Source organism: Desulfonispora thiosulfatigenes DSM 11270, from assembly GCF_900176035.1.
Lineage (GTDB): Bacteria > Bacillota > Peptococcia > Peptococcales > Desulfonisporaceae > Desulfonispora > Desulfonispora thiosulfatigenes.
Genome location: NZ_FWWT01000022.1, coordinates 26714 through 46244 on the forward strand (window position 1 = coordinate 26714; position 19531 = coordinate 46244).

At 31.5% G+C, this 19531-nt stretch carries 21 protein-coding genes; 20 read left to right on the forward strand and 1 reads right to left on the reverse strand.

Features of this window, described 5'->3' with window-relative positions; all coding sequences use genetic code 11:
• Window positions 1–29: 29 nt before the first annotated feature.
• From def to hslO, 14 genes are all read left to right on the forward strand, one after another.
• Window positions 30–485, forward strand: a complete 456-nt coding sequence (def, locus tag B8965_RS08960; protein WP_084053804.1) for a peptide deformylase — start codon at window positions 30–32, stop codon at window positions 483–485.
• A gap of 12 nt (window positions 486–497) precedes the next feature.
• Window positions 498–1448 carry a methionyl-tRNA formyltransferase gene (fmt, locus tag B8965_RS08965; protein WP_084053807.1) on the forward strand — a complete coding sequence of 317 codons (951 nt, stop codon included), beginning with the start codon at window positions 498–500 and terminating at the stop codon, window positions 1446–1448.
• Window positions 1441–2199, forward strand: coding sequence for a DUF116 domain-containing protein (locus tag B8965_RS08970; protein ID WP_084053809.1), 759 nt, complete (start codon window positions 1441–1443; stop codon window positions 2197–2199). The genes fmt and B8965_RS08970 overlap by 8 nt, the downstream gene beginning before the upstream one ends.
• Window positions 2199–2897 (forward strand): zinc metallopeptidase, encoded by a 699-nt coding sequence (locus B8965_RS08975; RefSeq protein ID WP_084053811.1) that lies wholly within the window; start codon window positions 2199–2201, stop codon window positions 2895–2897. The genes B8965_RS08970 and B8965_RS08975 overlap by 1 nt, the downstream gene beginning before the upstream one ends.
• Window positions 2897–4237, forward strand: a complete 1341-nt coding sequence (gene rsmB / locus B8965_RS08980; RefSeq protein ID WP_084053813.1) for a 16S rRNA (cytosine(967)-C(5))-methyltransferase RsmB — start codon at window positions 2897–2899, stop codon at window positions 4235–4237. The genes B8965_RS08975 and rsmB overlap by 1 nt, the downstream gene beginning before the upstream one ends.
• 20 nt (window positions 4238–4257) lie before the next feature.
• Window positions 4258–5310, forward strand: a complete 1053-nt coding sequence (gene rlmN / locus B8965_RS08985; RefSeq protein ID WP_084053815.1) for a dual-specificity RNA methyltransferase RlmN — start codon at window positions 4258–4260, stop codon at window positions 5308–5310.
• On the forward strand, window positions 5311–5691 hold the full coding sequence (locus B8965_RS08990; protein ID WP_084053817.1) for a hypothetical protein: 381 nt from the start codon (window positions 5311–5313) through the stop codon (window positions 5689–5691). It begins immediately after the preceding gene.
• Window positions 5645–6358, forward strand: coding sequence for a Stp1/IreP family PP2C-type Ser/Thr phosphatase (locus B8965_RS08995; RefSeq protein ID WP_084053819.1), 714 nt, complete (start codon window positions 5645–5647; stop codon window positions 6356–6358). Before B8965_RS08990 ends, B8965_RS08995 begins: the two co-directional genes overlap by 47 nt.
• Window positions 6351–7775 carry an FtsW/RodA/SpoVE family cell cycle protein gene (locus tag B8965_RS09000; RefSeq protein ID WP_084053821.1) on the forward strand — a complete coding sequence of 475 codons (1425 nt, stop codon included), beginning with the start codon at window positions 6351–6353 and terminating at the stop codon, window positions 7773–7775. The genes B8965_RS08995 and B8965_RS09000 overlap by 8 nt, the downstream gene beginning before the upstream one ends.
• Before the next feature lie 2 nt (window positions 7776–7777).
• Window positions 7778–9640: a Stk1 family PASTA domain-containing Ser/Thr kinase gene (gene pknB / locus B8965_RS09005; protein ID WP_084053823.1), complete on the forward strand. Its 1863-nt coding sequence runs from the start codon at window positions 7778–7780 to the stop codon at window positions 9638–9640.
• Between the two features lie 35 nt (window positions 9641–9675).
• Window positions 9676–10539 carry a ribosome small subunit-dependent GTPase A gene (gene rsgA / locus B8965_RS09010; protein WP_341451820.1) on the forward strand — a complete coding sequence of 288 codons (864 nt, stop codon included), beginning with the start codon at window positions 9676–9678 and terminating at the stop codon, window positions 10537–10539.
• Window position 10540: 1 nt separating this feature from the next.
• Entirely contained in the window at window positions 10541–11194 is a 654-nt protein-coding gene (rpe, locus tag B8965_RS09015; protein WP_084053827.1) for a ribulose-phosphate 3-epimerase, read from the forward strand.
• A gap of 75 nt (window positions 11195–11269) precedes the next feature.
• Window positions 11270–11839, forward strand: a complete 570-nt coding sequence (locus B8965_RS09020; RefSeq protein WP_084053829.1) for an ECF transporter S component — start codon at window positions 11270–11272, stop codon at window positions 11837–11839.
• 105 nt (window positions 11840–11944) lie between these two features.
• A complete protein-coding gene (gene hslO / locus B8965_RS09025; RefSeq protein WP_084053831.1) occupies window positions 11945–12835 on the forward strand; it encodes an Hsp33 family molecular chaperone HslO in 891 nt (296 codons plus the stop codon).
• 68 nt (window positions 12836–12903) lie between these two features.
• On the opposite strand, the gene rpmB is transcribed toward hslO, so the two are convergent.
• On the reverse strand, window positions 12904–13095 hold the full coding sequence (rpmB, locus tag B8965_RS09030; RefSeq protein ID WP_084053833.1) for a 50S ribosomal protein L28: 192 nt from the start codon (window positions 13093–13095) through the stop codon (window positions 12904–12906).
• 148 nt (window positions 13096–13243) lie between these two features.
• Between rpmB and B8965_RS09035 the strand changes: the two genes are divergently transcribed.
• The 6 genes from B8965_RS09035 (at window position 13244) to B8965_RS09060 (ending at window position 19526) form a co-directional block, all read left to right on the forward strand.
• Window positions 13244–14218, forward strand: a complete 975-nt coding sequence (locus tag B8965_RS09035) for a biotin--[acetyl-CoA-carboxylase] ligase (RefSeq protein WP_200805904.1) — start codon at window positions 13244–13246, stop codon at window positions 14216–14218.
• A 225-nt stretch (window positions 14219–14443) separates the two neighbouring features.
• Window positions 14444–15703: an SLC13 family permease gene (locus B8965_RS09040; protein WP_084053837.1), complete on the forward strand. Its 1260-nt coding sequence runs from the start codon at window positions 14444–14446 to the stop codon at window positions 15701–15703.
• A 286-nt stretch (window positions 15704–15989) separates the two neighbouring features.
• Complete coding sequence (mmdA, locus tag B8965_RS09045) at window positions 15990–17540, forward strand: methylmalonyl-CoA decarboxylase subunit alpha (RefSeq protein WP_084053840.1); 1551 nt, start codon at window positions 15990–15992, stop codon at window positions 17538–17540.
• Between the two features lie 26 nt (window positions 17541–17566).
• Window positions 17567–17905, forward strand: coding sequence for an OadG family protein (locus B8965_RS09050; protein ID WP_084053842.1), 339 nt, complete (start codon window positions 17567–17569; stop codon window positions 17903–17905).
• 26 nt (window positions 17906–17931) lie between these two features.
• Entirely contained in the window at window positions 17932–18321 is a 390-nt protein-coding gene (locus tag B8965_RS09055; RefSeq protein WP_084053844.1) for a biotin/lipoyl-containing protein, read from the forward strand.
• A 26-nt stretch (window positions 18322–18347) separates the two neighbouring features.
• Complete coding sequence (locus B8965_RS09060; protein ID WP_084053846.1) at window positions 18348–19526, forward strand: sodium ion-translocating decarboxylase subunit beta; 1179 nt, start codon at window positions 18348–18350, stop codon at window positions 19524–19526.
• Window positions 19527–19531: the final 5 nt, after the last annotated feature.

Genomic DNA, 19531 nt, shown 5'->3' on the forward strand with positions numbered 1-19531 from the left:
ACAAAGAAGCTTTATATTGGGAGGAAATTATGGCTATATATAACATAGTAAAAAAAGAAGAAACTGTTTTACGGGAAAAATCAAAGTATGTTAAAAATATTACAAAAAATGTTGAGAAACTTTTAGATAATATGGCTGAGACTATGTATGAATCTAAAGGCGTAGGCCTAGCTGCCCCGCAAGTAGGTGTATTAAAAAGAGTAGTAGTTATTGATGTAGGAGAAGGTCTAATTGAGTTAATAAATCCAGAAATTATCGATTCAAAAGGCAGCGAGACTGATTATGAAGGTTGTTTAAGTTGCCCAGGTATAGTAGGAGAAGTAACAAGAGCTAAAGAAGTAAAAGTTAAAGGATTAGATCGAAAAGGAAATGAAGTTATAATTGAAGGTGATGAACTACTTGCTAGATGCTTACAGCATGAAATAGATCACTTAGAAGGCATTTTATTTATTGATAAAGCACAAAAAATACAAACAACACCCTAAGGAGGTAACTTTATGCGGGTATTATTTATGGGAACACCTGACTTTGCAGTTAGTTCATTAGAATATTTAGTTAAAGCTAATTATGAAGTAATAGGTGTGGTCACCCAACCAGATAGACAGAAGGGAAGAGGCAAAAAGATAACCGCTCCTCCTGTAAAACAAAAAGCATTAGAACTAGGATTGCCAATTTTTCAACCGGAAAAAGTAAGAAATGAAGAATTTATAGAAATTTTAAAAGAATTAAATCCTGATATTATTGTAGTGGTAGCCTTTGGACAAATCTTACCTAAGGATATTTTAGAATTACCTAGTTTTGGTTGTATTAATGTCCATGCATCCTTATTACCAAAGTACAGAGGGGCAGCGCCTATCCACTGGTCAATAATTAATGGAGAAACAAAAACAGGAATTACGACCATGTATATGAATGAAGGATTAGATACAGGCGATATGTTATTAAAAGAAGAAATTTTAATTGATAACAATATGAATTCAGGAGAACTACATGATGAATTAGCAGAATTAGGTGGGGAGCTTTTGGTCAGAACGCTTGATCTTTTACAAAAAAATAAAATTATTCCACAACCCCAAAATGACCAGGAGTCTACATATGCCTCCCTATTAAAAAAGGAGCATGAAGTAATCTCTTGGGATGAGAATTCTACTAATATTCATAATTTAGTCAGGGGTATGAATCCTTGGCCAGGTGCATATACTGTATGTAATAATGAACGTCTTAAAATACTTGAAACAAGGTTAAATAACCTGGAAAGTAGTGGAGATAAAAGTAAAGTAGGCACGATTATTGAAGTGGATAATGATGGATTTTGGGTTAAAACAGAAGATGATAAATTATTAATTACAAAAGTCCAACCTGCTGGAAAAAAGGCTATGCTTGCCAAAGATTTTATAAATGGATATAAGATTAAGACCGGTCTAGTATTAGGTGATCAAGGTGTATGAAACAAATAAACGGTTATTTATTTTTCTCTTATTATTAAGCTTTAGTGGTTTACTGATTAGTTTTTATTTAGCTTATTTGATTGCTACTGGTTTATCACCTATTTTTAATCGAATTTTTCTGGTAATTAGTTTTATTCTTGTGACCTTTTTGTTTTTATTTTTTGGAATAGGAATAGCTTTATTAATATATAGTTTATGGAGTTCCAAACCCATTAACTCAAATAAGTTAATTAAAAAGAGTATTTTGTTTTTATATCCAAATGCTTTACGAATAGGGAAGTGGTTTGGGTTAAGCTCAGATAAAATAAAAAATTCCTATATCCAAGTTAATAACGAATTGGTGAAACTAAAAAAATATAAAATGTTACCTGAAGATATATTAATACTAGCTCCTCATTGTCTACAAAATGTAAAATGTCCTCATAAGATAACAATTGATGTAAATAATTGCAAAAACTGTGGGTTGTGTAAGGTGGGGTCATTATTAATGGTAAGTAATAAATATAATGTTGATATTGTAATAGCAACAGGTGGAACCTTTGCACGAAAGTTTGTTGCTGAGAAAAGGCCAAAGGCAATTATAGCTATTGCTTGTGAAAGAGATTTGACTAGTGGAATCCAAGATGTTAAAGATATTCCTGTATTAGGTGTTCTTAATGAAAGACCAGAAGGACCTTGTTATAATACACAAGTAAGTTTAGGGCAAGTTGAAAATGCAATTAACTTTTTTTTAAAAGGGGGACATAAATAATGTTTTTTCCAATATTTGATCCTACGATGATTTTATTAATACCAGGAATTCTACTCGCGTTTTATGCACAAACTAAAGTTCAATCAACCTTTAGAAAATATTCTAAGGTGTCATCAAAAAGAAATGTTACGGGAGCCCAGGTAGCAAGAGCTATTTTAGATGATCAAGGATTAACCAATGTAGCAGTTGAAGCTACACCTGGACAATTATCGGATCATTATGATCCTAGAACTAAGGTGGTAAGATTATCTAATGATGTTTATCATAGCAGTTCTCTGGCATCCTTAGGAGTTGCTGCACATGAAGTAGGTCATGCGATACAAGATGATACGGGTTATTTACCATTACATTTTAGAAGCACTTTAGTTCCTGTAACCCAAATTGGTTCAACTTTATCTTTTCCACTGTTACTAATAGGATTATTAATGAGTGCACCTTTTCTTGTAAAGGCAGGAGTATATTTGTTTTCTGCAGTAGTAGTATTTCAGCTTGTAACTTTGCCTGTTGAATTTAATGCTAGTAATAGAGCCTTAAATATTTTAGGTTCACAAAGATTTTTAGATAATGATGAAATTAAAAAAACAAAGAAAGTTTTAGATGCAGCTGCCCTTACTTATGTTGCTGCAGCATTAATGGCTGCCCTTAATTTAATTAGACTATTATTAATTTCTGGTCTTTTAGGAAGAAGTGATGACTAATGAATGCTAGAGATTTAGCTTTAAACGTAATCTTTGAAGTTAATGAAAAGTTAGCTTATGCAAATATCGAACTAGATAAAGCACTTAAAAATGCAAAATTAGCTGATCAAAGAGATAAAGGACTAGTAACCGATTTAGTTTATGGCACTATCAAATATAAAGGACGTTTAGACTATATAATTAATCAGTTTGCTAAACCTAAGGTCAATAAAATGGCTCCTATGATTAGAAATATCATCCGTATGGGACTTTATCAGATAATCTTTCTTGATAAAGTCCCTATTTCTGCAGCTATAAATGAATCAGTTAACCTAGGAAAAAGATACGGACATAAAGGAACAGTTGGTTTTATTAATGGAGTATTACGTAATATAGCAAGAAACTTAGAAAATATAAAATATCCTAATAAAAATTCACAGCCCATTGAATACTTGGCGAGTTTTTATTCCTTTCCTAATTGGATGATAAAAGGCTGGGTAAAAGATTTTGGTATCGATAACACAGAAACTTTATGTGAATATTTTAATAATCCCTCACCTTTGTGGATAAGAACTAATTCCTTAAAGACAAATAGGGAAGAACTACAAGAAAGGCTTCAAAATGAAAACATTGAAACAGTTAAAAGCGAAAAGGTACCTGAAGGTTTAAGATTAATAAATAATACAGGTATGACTAAATTAAATACTTTTAAGGAAGGACTCTTTACTGTTCAAGATGAAAGCTCCATGATTGTAAGTCATGTCTTAAATCCTAAAAATAAAGATTTCATAATCGATACCTGTAGTGCTCCAGGAGGAAAAACAGGACATATGGCACAACTTATGGGAAATGAGGGAAAAATATTAGCCCTAGATATTCATGAACATAGGTTAGAATTAATAAAAGAAAACTGTACAAGATTAGGAATAACAAATGTAGATACAAAATTAGTAGATGCTAGGGAAATTTCAGCTCATATTCATGAATTAGTAGATGGAATATTAGTAGATGCACCCTGTTCTGGATTAGGAGTATTAGGAAGACGACCAGATGCAAGATGGAAAAAGGAAGAAAAGGATATTAAAGAATTAAGTAATTTGCAATTTGAGATATTACAAAGTGCGTCTAAATTAGTTAAATCTAAAGGGACGTTAATTTATAGCACTTGTACAATTGATTCCAGAGAAAATAAAGAAGTAGTACAAAGATTTTTAGAATATAGTCCAGATTTTTATTTAGATGATAGCTTAAATGAATATTTGCCATATAATACAGAAGAAGGCAAAGAAGGGTATATTCAATTCTTACCTTTTGCCCATAAGATGGATGGGTTTTTTATTGCGAGATTAAAAAGGAAATGAAAAATTGAGAGGTTACATTTATGTTAATTGATTTACGTTCATTAAATTTAGAAGAATTAGAGAAATTAATGCTAGAACTACAAGAAAGTAAATTTAGAAGTAAACAGATTTTTAGCTGGGTACATGCTAAAGGAGTTTCTAATTTTGCAGAAATGACAAATGTACCTGGTAAATTACGTGATAAATTGCTAGAAAAAACAGTGTTAAATGAACTAGATTTAATTAAATCCCAAGTTTCTAAGGATGGGACAACAAAGTATTTATTAAAATTAGCGGATAATAATTATATTGAATGTGTTCTAATGAAATATCAAGGAACAAAAGCAAGAAAAAGAAATACCTTGTGTATATCTAGTCAAGTTGGATGTGCAATGGGATGTGGTTTTTGTGCAACTGGAAAAGGTGGATTTACTAGAAATTTAAGTGTCGGTGAAATCTTAGGTCAGGTTTACCTAGTTACTAAACTTGAAAGTATATATGAAGAAAATTTTAAAATAAATAATGTTGTTTATATGGGCATGGGTGAACCTCTTTTGAATTTTACTAACGTTATTAAGTCAATTTATTTATTAAATAATTCTGAGGGTCAAAATATAGGAATGCGCAGGATTACTGTGTCAACATGTGGAATAGTACCTAAAATTATAGAACTAGCTGATTTAGATTTAGATTTAGTTTTAGCTATATCCCTACATGCAGCCACAGATACGGAGAGATCAAAGTTAATGCCTGTTAATAATAAATATCCTCTTAGTGATTTAAAGAATGCATGTAAATATTATATAGAAAAGACTAAACGCCGCATAACCTTTGAATATGCTTTAGTTAATGATGTTAATGATAATGCAGAAGACGCTAAAGATTTAGCTAATTATTTAAAAGATTTAATGTGCCATATAAATCTTATTCCAGTTAATCCTGTTAATAAAATTCATACAAGGCCTAGTAGAAAAAAAGTAACTGATTTTTCAAATTGGTTAAATAAATTTGGGATAAATGCCAGTATTAGAGAAGAAAAAGGTTTAGATATTGATGGGGCATGTGGTCAATTAAGCGGTAGAATGGAGGAATAAATGTTTGTGTTTGATAGTAGTGGAAATATACTTCTTTTAATCACATTATATATGTTCTTGGCATTATTATACTTAGAGATTAGAAAATACAATAAAGATCAAATGGATTTTGCACTTTTATTGGTTATTAGTGATTTTAAAAATGATGATACTTCTTATACAAAAGGTGAAATAATATTAATAAATAAAGATAGAAGATTAAGTTTTGCTAATCAAGAAATAACTTTAAAAAATGGAAACTTACTTTTAAAAGTTAAGGATGACTTTCAAACTGTTTCTAAAGGAGAATTAGTTGAATTTGCAGGAGGTTCCCTGCAGTTAGTGGGGTGTAGTAATGAAGGTAAAATCATTGACGAATATTGGCTTAGTGAGAAAGGTTAACGAAGATAGCTATTTAGTTGATGAAGTTCGTAATCTTTTTGTTGTTGCTGACGGTATGGGTGGACATAAAGGAGGAGAATTAGCCAGTACAATAGCAATTAAAACTATTGATGACTTCTGTATAATAGATAAGAATTTAGAAAATTTTAATGAGCTTTTAAGAAAAACGATCGAAAAAGCTAATTCTTTAATTTATAATAAGGCTCATACCGATGAAGGATTTGTAGGTATGGGTACGACGATAACTGCAATAATTATGCATAAAGATAGATTACATATAGCCAATATAGGTGATAGTAGAGCTTATTTAATTACTAAAGACAAAATTTGTTTATTAACACAAGATCACTCATTAGTTAGGGAATTAATGAATACTGGTGAAATTACCGAAGAAGAAGCTAATAATCATCCCAATAAAAACATTTTGACAAGAGCACTTGGCATTGAACAAGATGTTAAGGTAGATTTATTCGAAAGGGAAATAAAGCCTGGAGAATGTATATTATTGTGTACAGATGGACTCACAAATCAAGTTAAAGACGAGGAAATATTTAATATAATTACTAATAATAAATTAGAAGAAGCTGTTAATAATTTGATGGATTTAGCTTTAAAAAGAGGTGGAAAAGATAATATTACCCTAGTATTGGTAAATTATAATGAATAATTTTTTACAAGATTTTAAACTATTTTTTTTAAATATAATTGTAATTTTATTAAGCAATATTAATCTTATAATTCAGGAAACAGAAATTCCAAATTTAATATTTTATAATATTATTTTAATTGTATCTTTATTTTTAGTAAAACTATTTATTATAAAGGTTTTACAAGTAAAAAACTTAATATTTGATATTATATCATTATTAATAAGTTTGGGCTGGATATTCTTAATTAGATTAAATCCATATTTAGCTCCAAGACAGTTACTCTGGATATGTATAGGTTTAATCGTGATGTTAGTAATCTTTTTTATTGTAAAAAACATACCTATGGACTTTATTAAAAACAATAAATATTTATGGTTAATTATTACTTTAACTTTACTTATTTTACCTCTTCTTAAAGGTGTTGAAGTAGGGGGAGCCACTAGTTGGCTGCAATTAGGTAAAATTAGATTTCAATCTTCTGAGCTAGCTAAAATTTTTTATTTAGTTTTTTTAACAAGCCTAATTAGAGAAAGTACTTTCATAAAAGGTAAGGGTTTCTTTTTAGCTTGGATAGGTACACTAAGTAGTGTTGCTATCTTAGTATTACAAAAGGATTTAGGAATGGCGCTAGTTTTTTATCTTACATTTTTACTAATTATATATTTAACTACTAAAAAAATTACGAGTCAAGTTTGGGGAATCATTATACTACTTTTAGCTGCTATTGTGGCATATTACTATTTTCCTCATGTAAGGTTTAGAATTCTTACCTGGTTAAGTCCTTGGGAAAATCCTCATACTAGTGGGTACCAAATAATTTTCTCTTTATTTTCATTTTCCAATGGAGGGATTCTAGGAGTAGGTTTAGGTAATGGATTTTCTAAGTTTATCCCAGAAGTACATACTGATTTTATGTTTGCAGCAATAGGTGAACAGTTAGGACTTTTAGGATCGATAAGCATAATATTGCTTTATTTATTATTTTTGTTTTTTTGTTATCATGAAATAAAGTTTATACCTACCAAAGGGCGTAGAATATTAGCCTTAGGTTTATCTGCGATTATGGTTATAGAATCTTTTGTTATTATGGCAGGGGTTTCAAAATTAATCCCACTTACTGGTTTGCCTTTACCTTTTATGGGTTATGGAGGAAGTGCAGTAATAACAAATTTTATAAATTTAGGTTTTATTTTAGCTTTAACCAGTAACAAGTCTATTACTGTACAGATGGAAGAAGAAGGTTTAAATTATATATTTAAAATAATTTGGATTGTAGCGTTAGCTTTGATTTTAAATCTTACATACTGGCAGGTAATAAAGAGCAATTCGATGAAACAACATCCATTGAATCCTAGATATAGGATAATTAAAACAGTACATAGTACTAATATACCAACTTCGTTACACAAAGTTATAGAACGAAATGAGGTGTAAGAGTGATAGGGAAAAATCTAGGTGGAAGATATCAGATATTATCACCTATAGGCGAAGGTGGCATGTCAGTTGTATATAAAGCAAAGGACCTACTTTTAAGCCGATTAGTAGCTGTTAAAGTACTAAGAGAACAGTTTACCAGTGATAATGAATTCGTTAAGAGATTTAGAAGAGAAGCACAAGCTGCAGCAAGTTTATCTCATGCCAATATCGTAGGTATATATGATGTTGGGCAAGATGAAAATTTATATTATCTAGTAATGGAATATATTGAAGGTGAAAACTTAAAAGAGATTATAAAAGAAAAAGGTATGATCTCACAAGAAGAAACTATTTATATTGTCAAGCAAATTTGTGATGCCTTAGAACATGCTCATAAAAATGACCTAGTTCATAGGGATATTAAGCCACATAATATTTTGATAAATAAAGAAGGATTAATTAAGGTAACAGACTTTGGTATAGCTAGAGCTGTTAGCGCTGCAACTGTTACACATACAAAAGGTATCTTAGGTTCTGTTCATTATTTTTCACCTGAACAAGCAAAAGGAGAAATAGCAGGTCATAAATCTGATATATATTCACTAGGGATACTTCTTTATGAAATGATAACTGGACAATTACCTTTTGAAGGTGATTCTCCAATTAGTATAGCCTTGCAACATATTCAAAAGGATCCCATTAAGCCTAGAGAAATTAATCCTAATATAAATCAAGATTTAGAAAATGTTATTTTAAAGTGTATTGCTAAAGATAGCAATGATCGTTATGAAAGTTTTAGTAATATAAAAAATGATTTGCAAGATATTCATGAGGGAAAACTTATTCAAATAGAGGTTAAGGAAAATAAAAAGTTTGACACAAATTCTTTAGAAAATACAATTGTGTTCAGTGATAAATTAGAACCCAATAAATCTATAAATAATAAAAAGAAAAAGAAAAAGATAAAACCAACCGGATATGCTCTTATAATATTTATTGGATTAATTTTACTTGTGGGATCTACTTGGTCATTTTCTAAACTTTTCATAAAACAGGATGTAATAGTACCAGATGTACAAAATTTAACTGTATCTGAGGGTAAAAGACTATTAAAAGATAAAAAATTAAATTTAGAAATTAAAAATGAAATAGAAGATGATGAAGTACCTGAGGGTAGAATTATCAGCCAAGATCCTTTACCAGATGCTAAAATAAAGTCCAAAAGAACGGTGATGGTAATTGTAAGTAAAGGGGTATCGAAGGTTTTAGTTCCAGATATAGTTGGGTATACAGAAGCAGAAGCAGAAATACGACTAACTAACAAGGAATTAGAAATTGGTGAAATCACCAATGAATATAATGATGAATATCCAATTGGGAGAGTAATAAATCAATATCCAAGATTTGAAGACGAGGTAACAAAAAATAGTAAAATAGATTTAGTAATTAGTAAAGGATCAAGACCTAATTTTAAATCTATGATAAGTTTAATAGGTCTTGACTTAAATGTTGCAGAAGCGAGAATATTAGAGCAAGGTTTAGTTTTAAGTGGAGTTACCAAAAAACCTAGTAATCAATATGGAGAAAATATAGTTTTTGAGCAAGATCCAGCTGTAGGTGGGCGTGTTAAAGCAGGAACTAAAGTAAATTTAATAATAAGTTCTGGGACTGCAAATAATTCTAGTGAATCAAAGGTAGCTGTAAAGTTAACTAGGCCTGGGAATTTAATTATCGAAGTATCTGATGCTAATGGTGAACGCGAAGTATATAATGAACAACATCAAAAAGATGATGTTATTACTAAAAATGTTACTTATAATGGGCAAGCTACAATAACAGTATATTTAGATGATGAAATTATTTTACAAAAAAATGAGCAATAGACTAGAATAAGGGAGAGATAAGTATCGAAGGGATAATCTTAAAGGGGTATAGTGGTTTTTATTATGTAGAATATAATAATCAAATATATGAATGCTCATTAAGAGGTAAAAATAAATTAATAAACTCTAAATTTTTACCTGGGGATCAAGTGATATTTAGTATTATATCTGACTTTAAAGGTGTAATAGAAAAAGTATTACCAAGAAAAAATGAATTAACAAGACCCCCAATTGCTAATGTAGATCAGGTTATTATTGTTAATGCTTGTTTAAATCCTCCACCTGATTTTTGGATGATTGATCGTCTAACTATTTTGGCGCTTTGGAATAAAACAAAACCAATTCTTTGTTTTAATAAAAGTGATTTAGTAACGGAAGATGAATTAAATAGAATTAGAAGTATTTATGAGAAAGCTAATTTCAAGGTAATTTTTACTAGTAGCAAACAGAACATAGGTATAGATGAGTTAAAAGAAACATTAACTGGAAAGAAATCTGTTTTTGCCGGTTTGTCTGGAGTAGGAAAATCTAGTTTATTAAATTCTTTACAAACAGAATTAAAATTACAAACAGGAGAAATTAGTAACAAATTAAAAAGGGGAAAACATACAACACGTCATGTTGAATTTCTTCCTTTTACATTTGGTGGCCTAGTAGCAGATACACCAGGATTTAGTTCTCTTGATTTACCCAAGGATATTGTAAGAGAACAATTTTCTTGGTTATTTCCGGAGATATATGCTTATCAAAATGAATGCAAATTCTCAACTTGTTTGCATAACAAGGAGCCAAAATGCGCTGTAAAGGAAGCTGTTAGCTTAGGAAAAATAAGTGAAAATAGATATAAAAATTATTTGGCATTTTTAGAAGAAGTTATAAGCAATGAAAGGAGTTATTAAATTGATAAAGATCGCACCATCATTATTGTCAGCTGATTTTAGTTGTTTAAAAGAGGAGGTAGAAAGTATAGAGACGGCAGGAGCCGATTGGTTACATCTTGATATCATGGATGGTCATTTTGTTCCTAATATTACTTTTGGACCTTTAGTTTTAAAAGCCTTAAAAAAACATTCTAATTTATTTTTCGATACTCATTTAATGATTGAGAATCCTGATAAATATATACAGGAATTTGTTAGTGCAGGAGCTGATTTAATTACAGTTCATGCAGAAACAACACCTCATTTGCATAGGACTATCCAAAATATAAAGTCTTTAGGAGTTAAGGCCGGTGTATCGTTAAATCCTTCAACTCCACTTAATGTTTTAGAATATGTTATAGAAGATATTGATTTAGTTCTTTTAATGAGCGTTAATCCTGGATTTGGAGGGCAAAAATTCATCCGAAGCGTTGTCTGTAAGATAAATGCTTTAAAAAAATTAATAGATGAAAAGAACTTAAATTTAAGTATTCAAATTGATGGTGGAATTAATAAAGAAACCGCACCTCTTGTAGTTGAAGCTGGGGCAGATGTTTTAGTTGCAGGGTCTGCTATCTTTGGTCATGAAAACAGGAAAAAGGCCATAGATGACATTAAAAAGTCTTATGCTTGACTTTTAAGCGCGATTTGATAATATTTAAGTAAATAATATAATATTCCTTCGGGGTTAGGTAAAAAGGAGAATATAATGAATACAAAAATTTTAACTAGAATAGGGTTATTAGCAGCCTTTGGCTTAGTTTTACAGATTTTCTCTTTTCCACTTCCCTTTTTTCCTGAATTCCTTCGGTATGATGCTGCAGAATTGCCAGCCTTAATTGCTGCCTTCGCTTTAGGACCATGGTATGGGGTTTTAGTAGATTTTCTAAAAAACATTTTGTCGCTCTTTGTAGGTATGGCACCAGCTGGTATTATTGGTATAACAGCTAATTTTATTGCAGGAGCTACCTTTTCTCTAGTAGCAGGTACTATCTATTTTACGAAGAAAACTAAAGCTAGAGCTTTTATAGGGATAGTATTAGGAGTGGTTTTAACAACAATTGTTATGGTTGTTGCAAATTATTTTTGGTTACTACCATTATGGGGTATTCCAAAAAGTGGAGTACTGGAATTATTAGCTATTTCAATTATTCCTTTTAATATAATTAAAGGATTAATGACAGGAACTTTAACTTTTGTTTTATATAAAAAGGTAAAAAGTATTTTTGAACCAGTTTTTAAAAGTAAAAAGAAGCAAGTTTTAAATAAGTTAGGGTAAATCCCTAGCTTTTTTTATTTATATTAAGTTTAAAAATAAGGTATACTTATTTTATCATCAAACAGAATTATTTTTATAATCTCAGAATTCTTAGGAGGAATATATATGCAAAATAATATAGTAAGATCTACAGCATTAAATGGTACATTACGGGTTTCATCAGTAATTACTACAAATGTTATTGACGAAGCACGTCTAAAGCATGATACTTTCCCTGTAGCCACAGCAGCACTAGGAAGGGTAATCACGGGTACGTTATTATTAAGTTGGGGTTTAAAAGAAGAAGGAACTATAACCGTAAGGGTTTTAGGTGATGGACCTTTAGGAGGAATAATAGCAATAGCAAATTCTCAGGGAGAAGTAAGAGGATATGTGCAAGAGCCCCATGTGTATTTACCACTTAATAGCGCAGGTAAAATAGACGTTGGTGGAGGTGTCGGAGCGGGTTCGTTATATATAACTAAGGATTTAGGATTAGAACGACCATATACGGGCAGTACACCTTTAATTACAGGTGAAATAGGAGATGACTTAGCTAAGTATTTATTAGATTCTGAGCAAACTCCTTCTTTAGTTTCCTTAGGTGTTTTAGTAGATAAAGATAATTCCGTTTTAGCATCTGGTGGAATTATTATTCAGGCATTGCCTGGAGCAGAGGAAGAAGCCTTGATTAAAATCGAAGAAAATCTTAAAGACGTAAAGCCAATTAGTACTTTAATAAAAGAAGGCTTAGATGCTAAAGGATTAATTGGTGAGTATTTAAAAGGTATTGATATTAAAATACTGGATGAAAAGCCGGTAATGTTTAAATGTGAATGTAGTAAAGATAAATTAGAAAATATTTTAATAAGTTTAGGTGATAAAGAAATCAAGGATATTGTTGAAACTGAAGGACGAGCTGAAATTAGATGTCATTTTTGTAACGAAGAATATTTATTTAATAAAGATGATTTGGAGAAATTAGTAGAAGAAATAAATAATAACAAAAATAAATAGTAATAAAATATTAATATATAAAATAGTATTAAAAAAAGGTGACTTAAAGTCACCTTTTTTATAGTTAATTAGACTGCACGCGTAACTTTGCCTGAACGCAGACAACGCGTACATACATTTATACGTTTTGGAGTACCGTTAATGATTGCTCTAACTCTTTGCAGGTTAGGTGCCCATTTTCTCTTACTTCTGATATGAGAGTGACTTACTTGCATACCAGTAGATACTCCTTTATTACAAATTTCACATTTTCTAGCCATGGTGTACACACCTCCTTATATAAACCACATATGCATACTAATCGACAGTAAATTCACTGTTTAATTCTAACAAAATACTATGTTTATTGCAAGGTTTAATAATATAACTTAATATAATCTTAATACAAAAAATAGTAGGAGTGATATTTTGAAAAATAAAATTTTAAATATAATAAGTAGTTCAGCAGAATATATATCTGGAGAGGAAATAAGTAATAAATATGGTGTATCGAGAACTGCAATTTGGAAGCACATAAATGCTTTAAAACAAGAAGGTTATCAAATTGAATCATTCCCCAGAAAAGGTTATAAATTAATCCAAAGACCAGATATTTTACTAGAAAATGAAGTCTTGACTAATTTAAACACGAGTAAATGGGGTAAAGAAAAATTTTATTTTTTAAATGAAGTTGACTCGACAAATAATTATGCTAAAAAATTAGCTAGTGAGGGTAAGCCTGAAGGAACGGTAATAGTAGCTGAAGAACAGTCAGCTGGTAAGGGAAGGTTAAGTAGAAAATGGATTTCAGCTAAAGGAAAAGGAATATGGACGTCTTTTATTTTAAGACCTAATATACTACCTAATTTTGCAGCTCAGATTACATTAGTTATGGCAGTGGGTATGATTAAAGCACTAGAAAAGAATCTAGGAGTCTCAGCAAAAATTAAGTGGCCTAATGATATTTTAATTAATGATCTCAAGGTATGTGGAATCTTAACAGAAATGTCCGCGGAGATAGATCGTATAAATTATGTCATTGTCGGAATTGGACTTAATGTAAATCAATCAAATGATGACTTTCCAGACGAAATACAAGATAGTGCAACGTCACTAAAAATATGTTTAGGTAAAGAAATTAAAAGAGTGCAAATGTTACAGGTTATTTTAGAAGAAATAGAAAAGGTCTATAACTTATATTTAGAAAAAGGGTTTTCAGAAATTTTAGATGAATGGAAAAACAATTCTTGTACTTTAGGGCAAGAGGTTATAGTTAAGATGCCAAAAGAGATAATTGAAGGAATGGCCATAGATATAGACTCGGGGGGATGCTTAATTGTAAAAGATAAAGAAAATATAATACATAAAATAATTGCAGGAGATGTTTTAGTGCGTAAAAAGTAATTCCATTATAATAACTGGCTATAAGTGATTAGCCAGTTATTGATAATTACTATAATTGCAAATTAGAAATTTCTATTTTAAAGATGAAAAAGAGGAATAATTTACTTAAAAAAATTATTTATAACTATAATGAAATGTTTTATTATATACTTAGTGAAGTAATATTCTGAATATTGCAGGTATTATATTGTTTTCAAACAAATCAAAAAATGAGGAGGTTATTTTATGGCAACATCAACAATTACCCTGATAGTTTTAGCAATTGCCGCAATTTTATTTGTAACAGAAATTATTCCCTTAGCAGTTACCGCTATGTCAGTACCGGTTATTTTAGCTTTAACAGGCGTGTTAGACGCTAAAAAAGAAGCATTTTCAGGACTTATGGATACTAGTGTACTTTTATTTGCAGGTATGTTCGTGGTAGGTGCTGCTCTGTTTGAAACGGGAGTAGCGAAAAAGATTGGTGATAGCGTTGTAAAAATTGCTGGAACGAGTGAAATAAGATTAACTTTCGGAGTTATGTTTATTGCAGCAGCACTTTCAGCAGTATTAAGTAATACAGGAACTACCGCAGTATTACTTCCAGTTGCTATTGGAATCGCAGGTTCAGCAGGTTGGAGTAGAGGTAAGATCTTAATGCCTTTAGCTTTTGCAGCAGGTATGGGTGGAATTATCACTTTAGTAGGAACTCCTCCAAATTTAGCTGCTAATGCTGTTTTAAACACAGCAAAATTACCACCATTTGGATTTTTTGAATTTGCTTACATAGGTATTCCGATTACAGTTGCAGGTATTATTTATATGTTAACCTTAGGAAGAAAGTTAATTCCAGATCGCAATCCTGATGATATGTCTGAAGAAGCTGTTGAAGAAGTAAAAGTAGTTCCTTTTGCAAAACAATTTATCTCTGTAGCAATTTTATTAGGTGTAGTTTTAATCATGGCTTTTGACATTATACCTCTACACGTAGCAGCCATAACAGGAGCTTTATTATGTGTAGTAACAGGTTGTTTAAATGAAAAGCAAGCTTATAGATCAATTGATTGGACTACAATATTTTTATTTGCAGGAATGTTACCTTTAGCTAAAGCTATGGAGATAACTGGAGCAGGTGCAATTATTGCTGATAGTGTTGTAGGAATGATGGGGGATAATGTTGGTCCATATGCTGTTATGACTGCTTTATTTTTCTTATCAGCTATTCTTAGTCAATTTATGTCAAACACAGCTTGTGCCGCTTTATTATGTCCGATCGGTTTAGCTATCGCTAATTCTTTAGGTGCAAGTCCTCAAGCTATAGTATTAACAATTGCAGTTGCAGCATCTTGTGCTTTTGCGACCCCTGTAGGAACTCCTCCTAATACTTTAGTTTTAGGACCAGGTGGATTTAAGTTTGTGGATTATATCAAAGTTGGAACACCTTTAATAGTTATTTGTTATTTAGTGTGTATGGCTGTTATCCCGATAGTATGGCCATTCTATTAAAAAGTACATAAATTAAAAAGGGTTGTCTCTAGGCTAGAAAATGTTTTCTAGTTCAGAGACGCCCTTTTTTTATTCAATTTGTGTATACAGTATAATTTTTGCAAGGTCTATGGTAATAAGTGTATAATTATTAGATGGTATTTGTGATTATTACCAAATTCTATTATATAAAAAATAAAAATCAATATTTTTAAGAAAAATATTATGACATGGTACTAAAATCAAAATAATTGTGATATATTATTAGGAGTAGGTACTAAAACATTCGATTCAAGGGGTGAATTAAATGAGCACGGGAAAAAAAATCGCAGACCTTAAAGAATTATCGGCAAAAATAGATTTAGGTGGTGGCGAAAAGGCTATCTTAAAGCAACATGAAAAAGGTAAATATACAGCTAGAGAAAGATTATTAATGATATTTGATGAAGATTCATTTATTGAATTAGATAAATTTGTAAAACATCGCTGTACCAATTTTGGCATGGAAAAGGTTGAAGCACCAGGAGAAGGTGTAATAACAGGATATGGAACAATTAATGGACGATTAGTTTATGCTTATGCGCAGGACTTTACCGTAATAGGTGGATCTTTAGGTGAAATGCATGCTAAGAAGATTTGTAAGGTTATGGATTTAGCTATGAAGGTTGGTGCTCCTTGCATAGGTTTAAATGATTCAGGAGGAGCAAGAATCCAAGAAGCCGTTGATGCTTTAAGTGGTTATGGTAATATTTTCTATAGAAATACTAAAGCATCAGGTGTAATTCCCCAAATTTCAGTAATTATGGGACCTTGTGCAGGTGGTGCAGTTTATTCTCCAGCGATTACTGATTTTATTTTTATGGTTAAGGATACATCTCAAATGTTTATCACAGGTCCTCAAGTAATAAAGGCAGTTACAGGTGAAGAGGTAAGCGCAGAAAAATTAGGTGGTGCTGTAACTCATAATACTACAAGTGGAGTTGCACATTTTGCTGCTGAAAACGAAGCAGAATGCATAAATCAAATTAAAACTTTGTTAAGTTACATACCTAATAACAATTTAGAAGAAGCCCCAACTTTTTATACAGGTGATGATCCTTCTAGAATAGAAGAAGCACTTGATAAAATAATTCCCGATAATCCAAATGAGGCTTATGATATGAAGGATATTATAGCTACCATTGCAGATAATGGAGAATATTTTGAAGTTAAACAAAATTATGCTCAAAATATTATTACAGCTTATATTAGATTAAATGGCAGAAGTATTGGAGTAATCGCAAATCAACCTAAGGTAAAAGCAGGTTGCTTAGACATAGATGCTTCAGACAAAGCAGCAAGATTTGTTAGATTTTGTGATGCTTTTAATATACCAGTGTTAAATATTGTTGATGTCCCTGGTTTTTTACCTGGAACTAATCAAGAGTATGCTGGAATAATTCGTCATGGTGCAAAAATGTTGTATGCATATTGTGAGGCAACAGTACCTAAGGTAACTTTAGTTACGAGAAAAGCTTATGGTGGAGCCTACATAGCCATGTGTTCAAAGGAATTAGGTGCTGATCAAGTTATTGCTTGGCCTACTGCTGAAATAGCCGTTATGGGAGCAAGTGGAGCGGCAAATGTTATTTTCCGTAAAGACATAAATAATGCTTCTGATCCAGAAAGTAAACGTGCTGAGGTAATCAAAGATTATGAAGATCGTTTTGCAACACCTTATGTGGCAGCTGAAAGAGGTTATGTAGATATGATTATTGAGCCAAAGGTTACTAGGTCAGTTTTAGTTAATGCATTTGAAATGCTGGCAACTAAAAGAGAAAATGTTCCTGCTAAAAAGCATGGTAATATTCCTCTCTAAAAATCTAATAACAAGGAGGAATTATAATGTGGTTATATGGTTTGAAGGTTGCAGCTTTAGGCATAGGAATAGTATTTATTGCCCTTATAGCATTAATGTATTTAATCAAAGCACAATCTTATTTACTTGATTTATTTACAAAAAAAGAAAAAAGTATTATAGAAGTTCCTAATGATAAAAATCCAGAAGTAACTAAAAATAAAGATGAGGAAGATCCTGAAGAATTAGTAGCCGTAATTTCTGCAGCAATAGCAGCCCTTGGTCATCAGGTAGCTATTAAAAAAATTACCAGAATACAAGGATCTAGTGGGGCAAATTGGTCTCAAGCTAATCGCTTAGATGCCATGAATACTCGTAGAATATAATTATTTTATTTAAAGGAGAAGTTTTTATGAAAAAATTCAATATAAAGGTTAATGGAAATTCTTATGAAGTCGAGGTTGAAGAAGTAGGAGGAAGCACTAGCACGACTACCCCTATAAGTAAGCCAGTTATTAAACCAGTTCCAAATCCAACTCCTACTCCCATAGTAGAAAAGCAGGTTATGCCTAAAACAGCAAATGCTTCAGGTGAAGAAGTTACATCGCCGATGCCAGGAAAAATTTTAAGAGTTATAAAGGGAGAAGGATCCAATGTAAAAGCAGGTGAAGTTGTTTTAATTTTAGAGGCTATGAAAATGGAAAATGAAATAACTGCTGGAGCTGATGGAAAAATCACACAAATGGCTGTAAGTGAAGGTGCTACAGTTCAGTCTGGTGAAAGATTATTTATTCTTAGCTAGGAATAGACGAGAGGGGTTGAAGAAAGATGGGATATGAAATAAACCTGGGAGAAGCTCTCGTGCATCTAGTCAAATCAACAGGTTTTGCTACAATAAGCTATCAACAAGTCATTATGATATTTGTTTCTTTTATTTTATTATATCTTGCGATTAAAAAACAATATGAGCCATTATTATTATTACCAATAGCCTTTGGTATGCTATTAGCTAATTTTCCAGGAACAGGAATTTCAAGTCCACCGGTTTATGGTGATCCTAATGATATTCACCATATGACAGAACCGGGAGGATTGTTATATTGGCTTTATCAAGGTGTAAAGCTTGGAATTTATCCACCTCTAATTTTTTTAGGTGTAGGTGTAATGACGGATTTTGGACCTTTAATTGCAAATCCTAAGACACTTCTTTTAGGGGCGGCAGCACAACTTGGAATTTTTGTTACTTTTATTGGTGCTTTAGCATTAGGTTTTTCGCCAACAGAAGCAGCTTCAACAGGTATTATTGGAGGAGCAGATGGACCAACAGCCATATTTGTAGCTTCTAAACTTGCGCCTCACTTATTAGGCCCAATTGCAGTAGCTGCATACTCATATATGGCATTAGTTCCGATTATTCAACCACCAATAATGAGGGCTTTAACAACTAAAGAACAAAGAATGGTCGTGATGGAACAATTACGAGAGGTGTCTAAATTAGAAAGAATTATTTTTCCAGTTGCCGTTACAGTTGTTGTAACCTTATTACTTCCTACTGCAGCACCTTTAGTAGGTATGCTGATGTTAGGTAATTTATTCCGCGAATCTGGAGTAGTTGGACGTTTAACAGATACAGCTCAAAATGCATTAATAAATATTATTACAATATTTCTAGGAGTAACTGTAGGAGCAACTGCTACCGCGGAAGCATTTCTTACTGCTTCAACAATTAAAATTATTGTAATGGGATTATTAGCTTTTTGTATTGGAACAGGTGGCGGGGTACTTTTAGGTAGATTAATGTATGTTGTCACAAAAGGTAAAGTAAATCCTTTAATTGGTTCAGCGGGAGTATCAGCAGTACCAATGGCAGCTAGGGTATCGCAAGTAGTAGGTCAACAAGAAAATCCACGGAATTTCCTACTAATGCATGCAATGGGACCAAATGTAGCTGGTGTAATTGGTTCAGCAGTAGCTGCAGGTGTATTGTTATCGTTATATGGTTCATAATATTA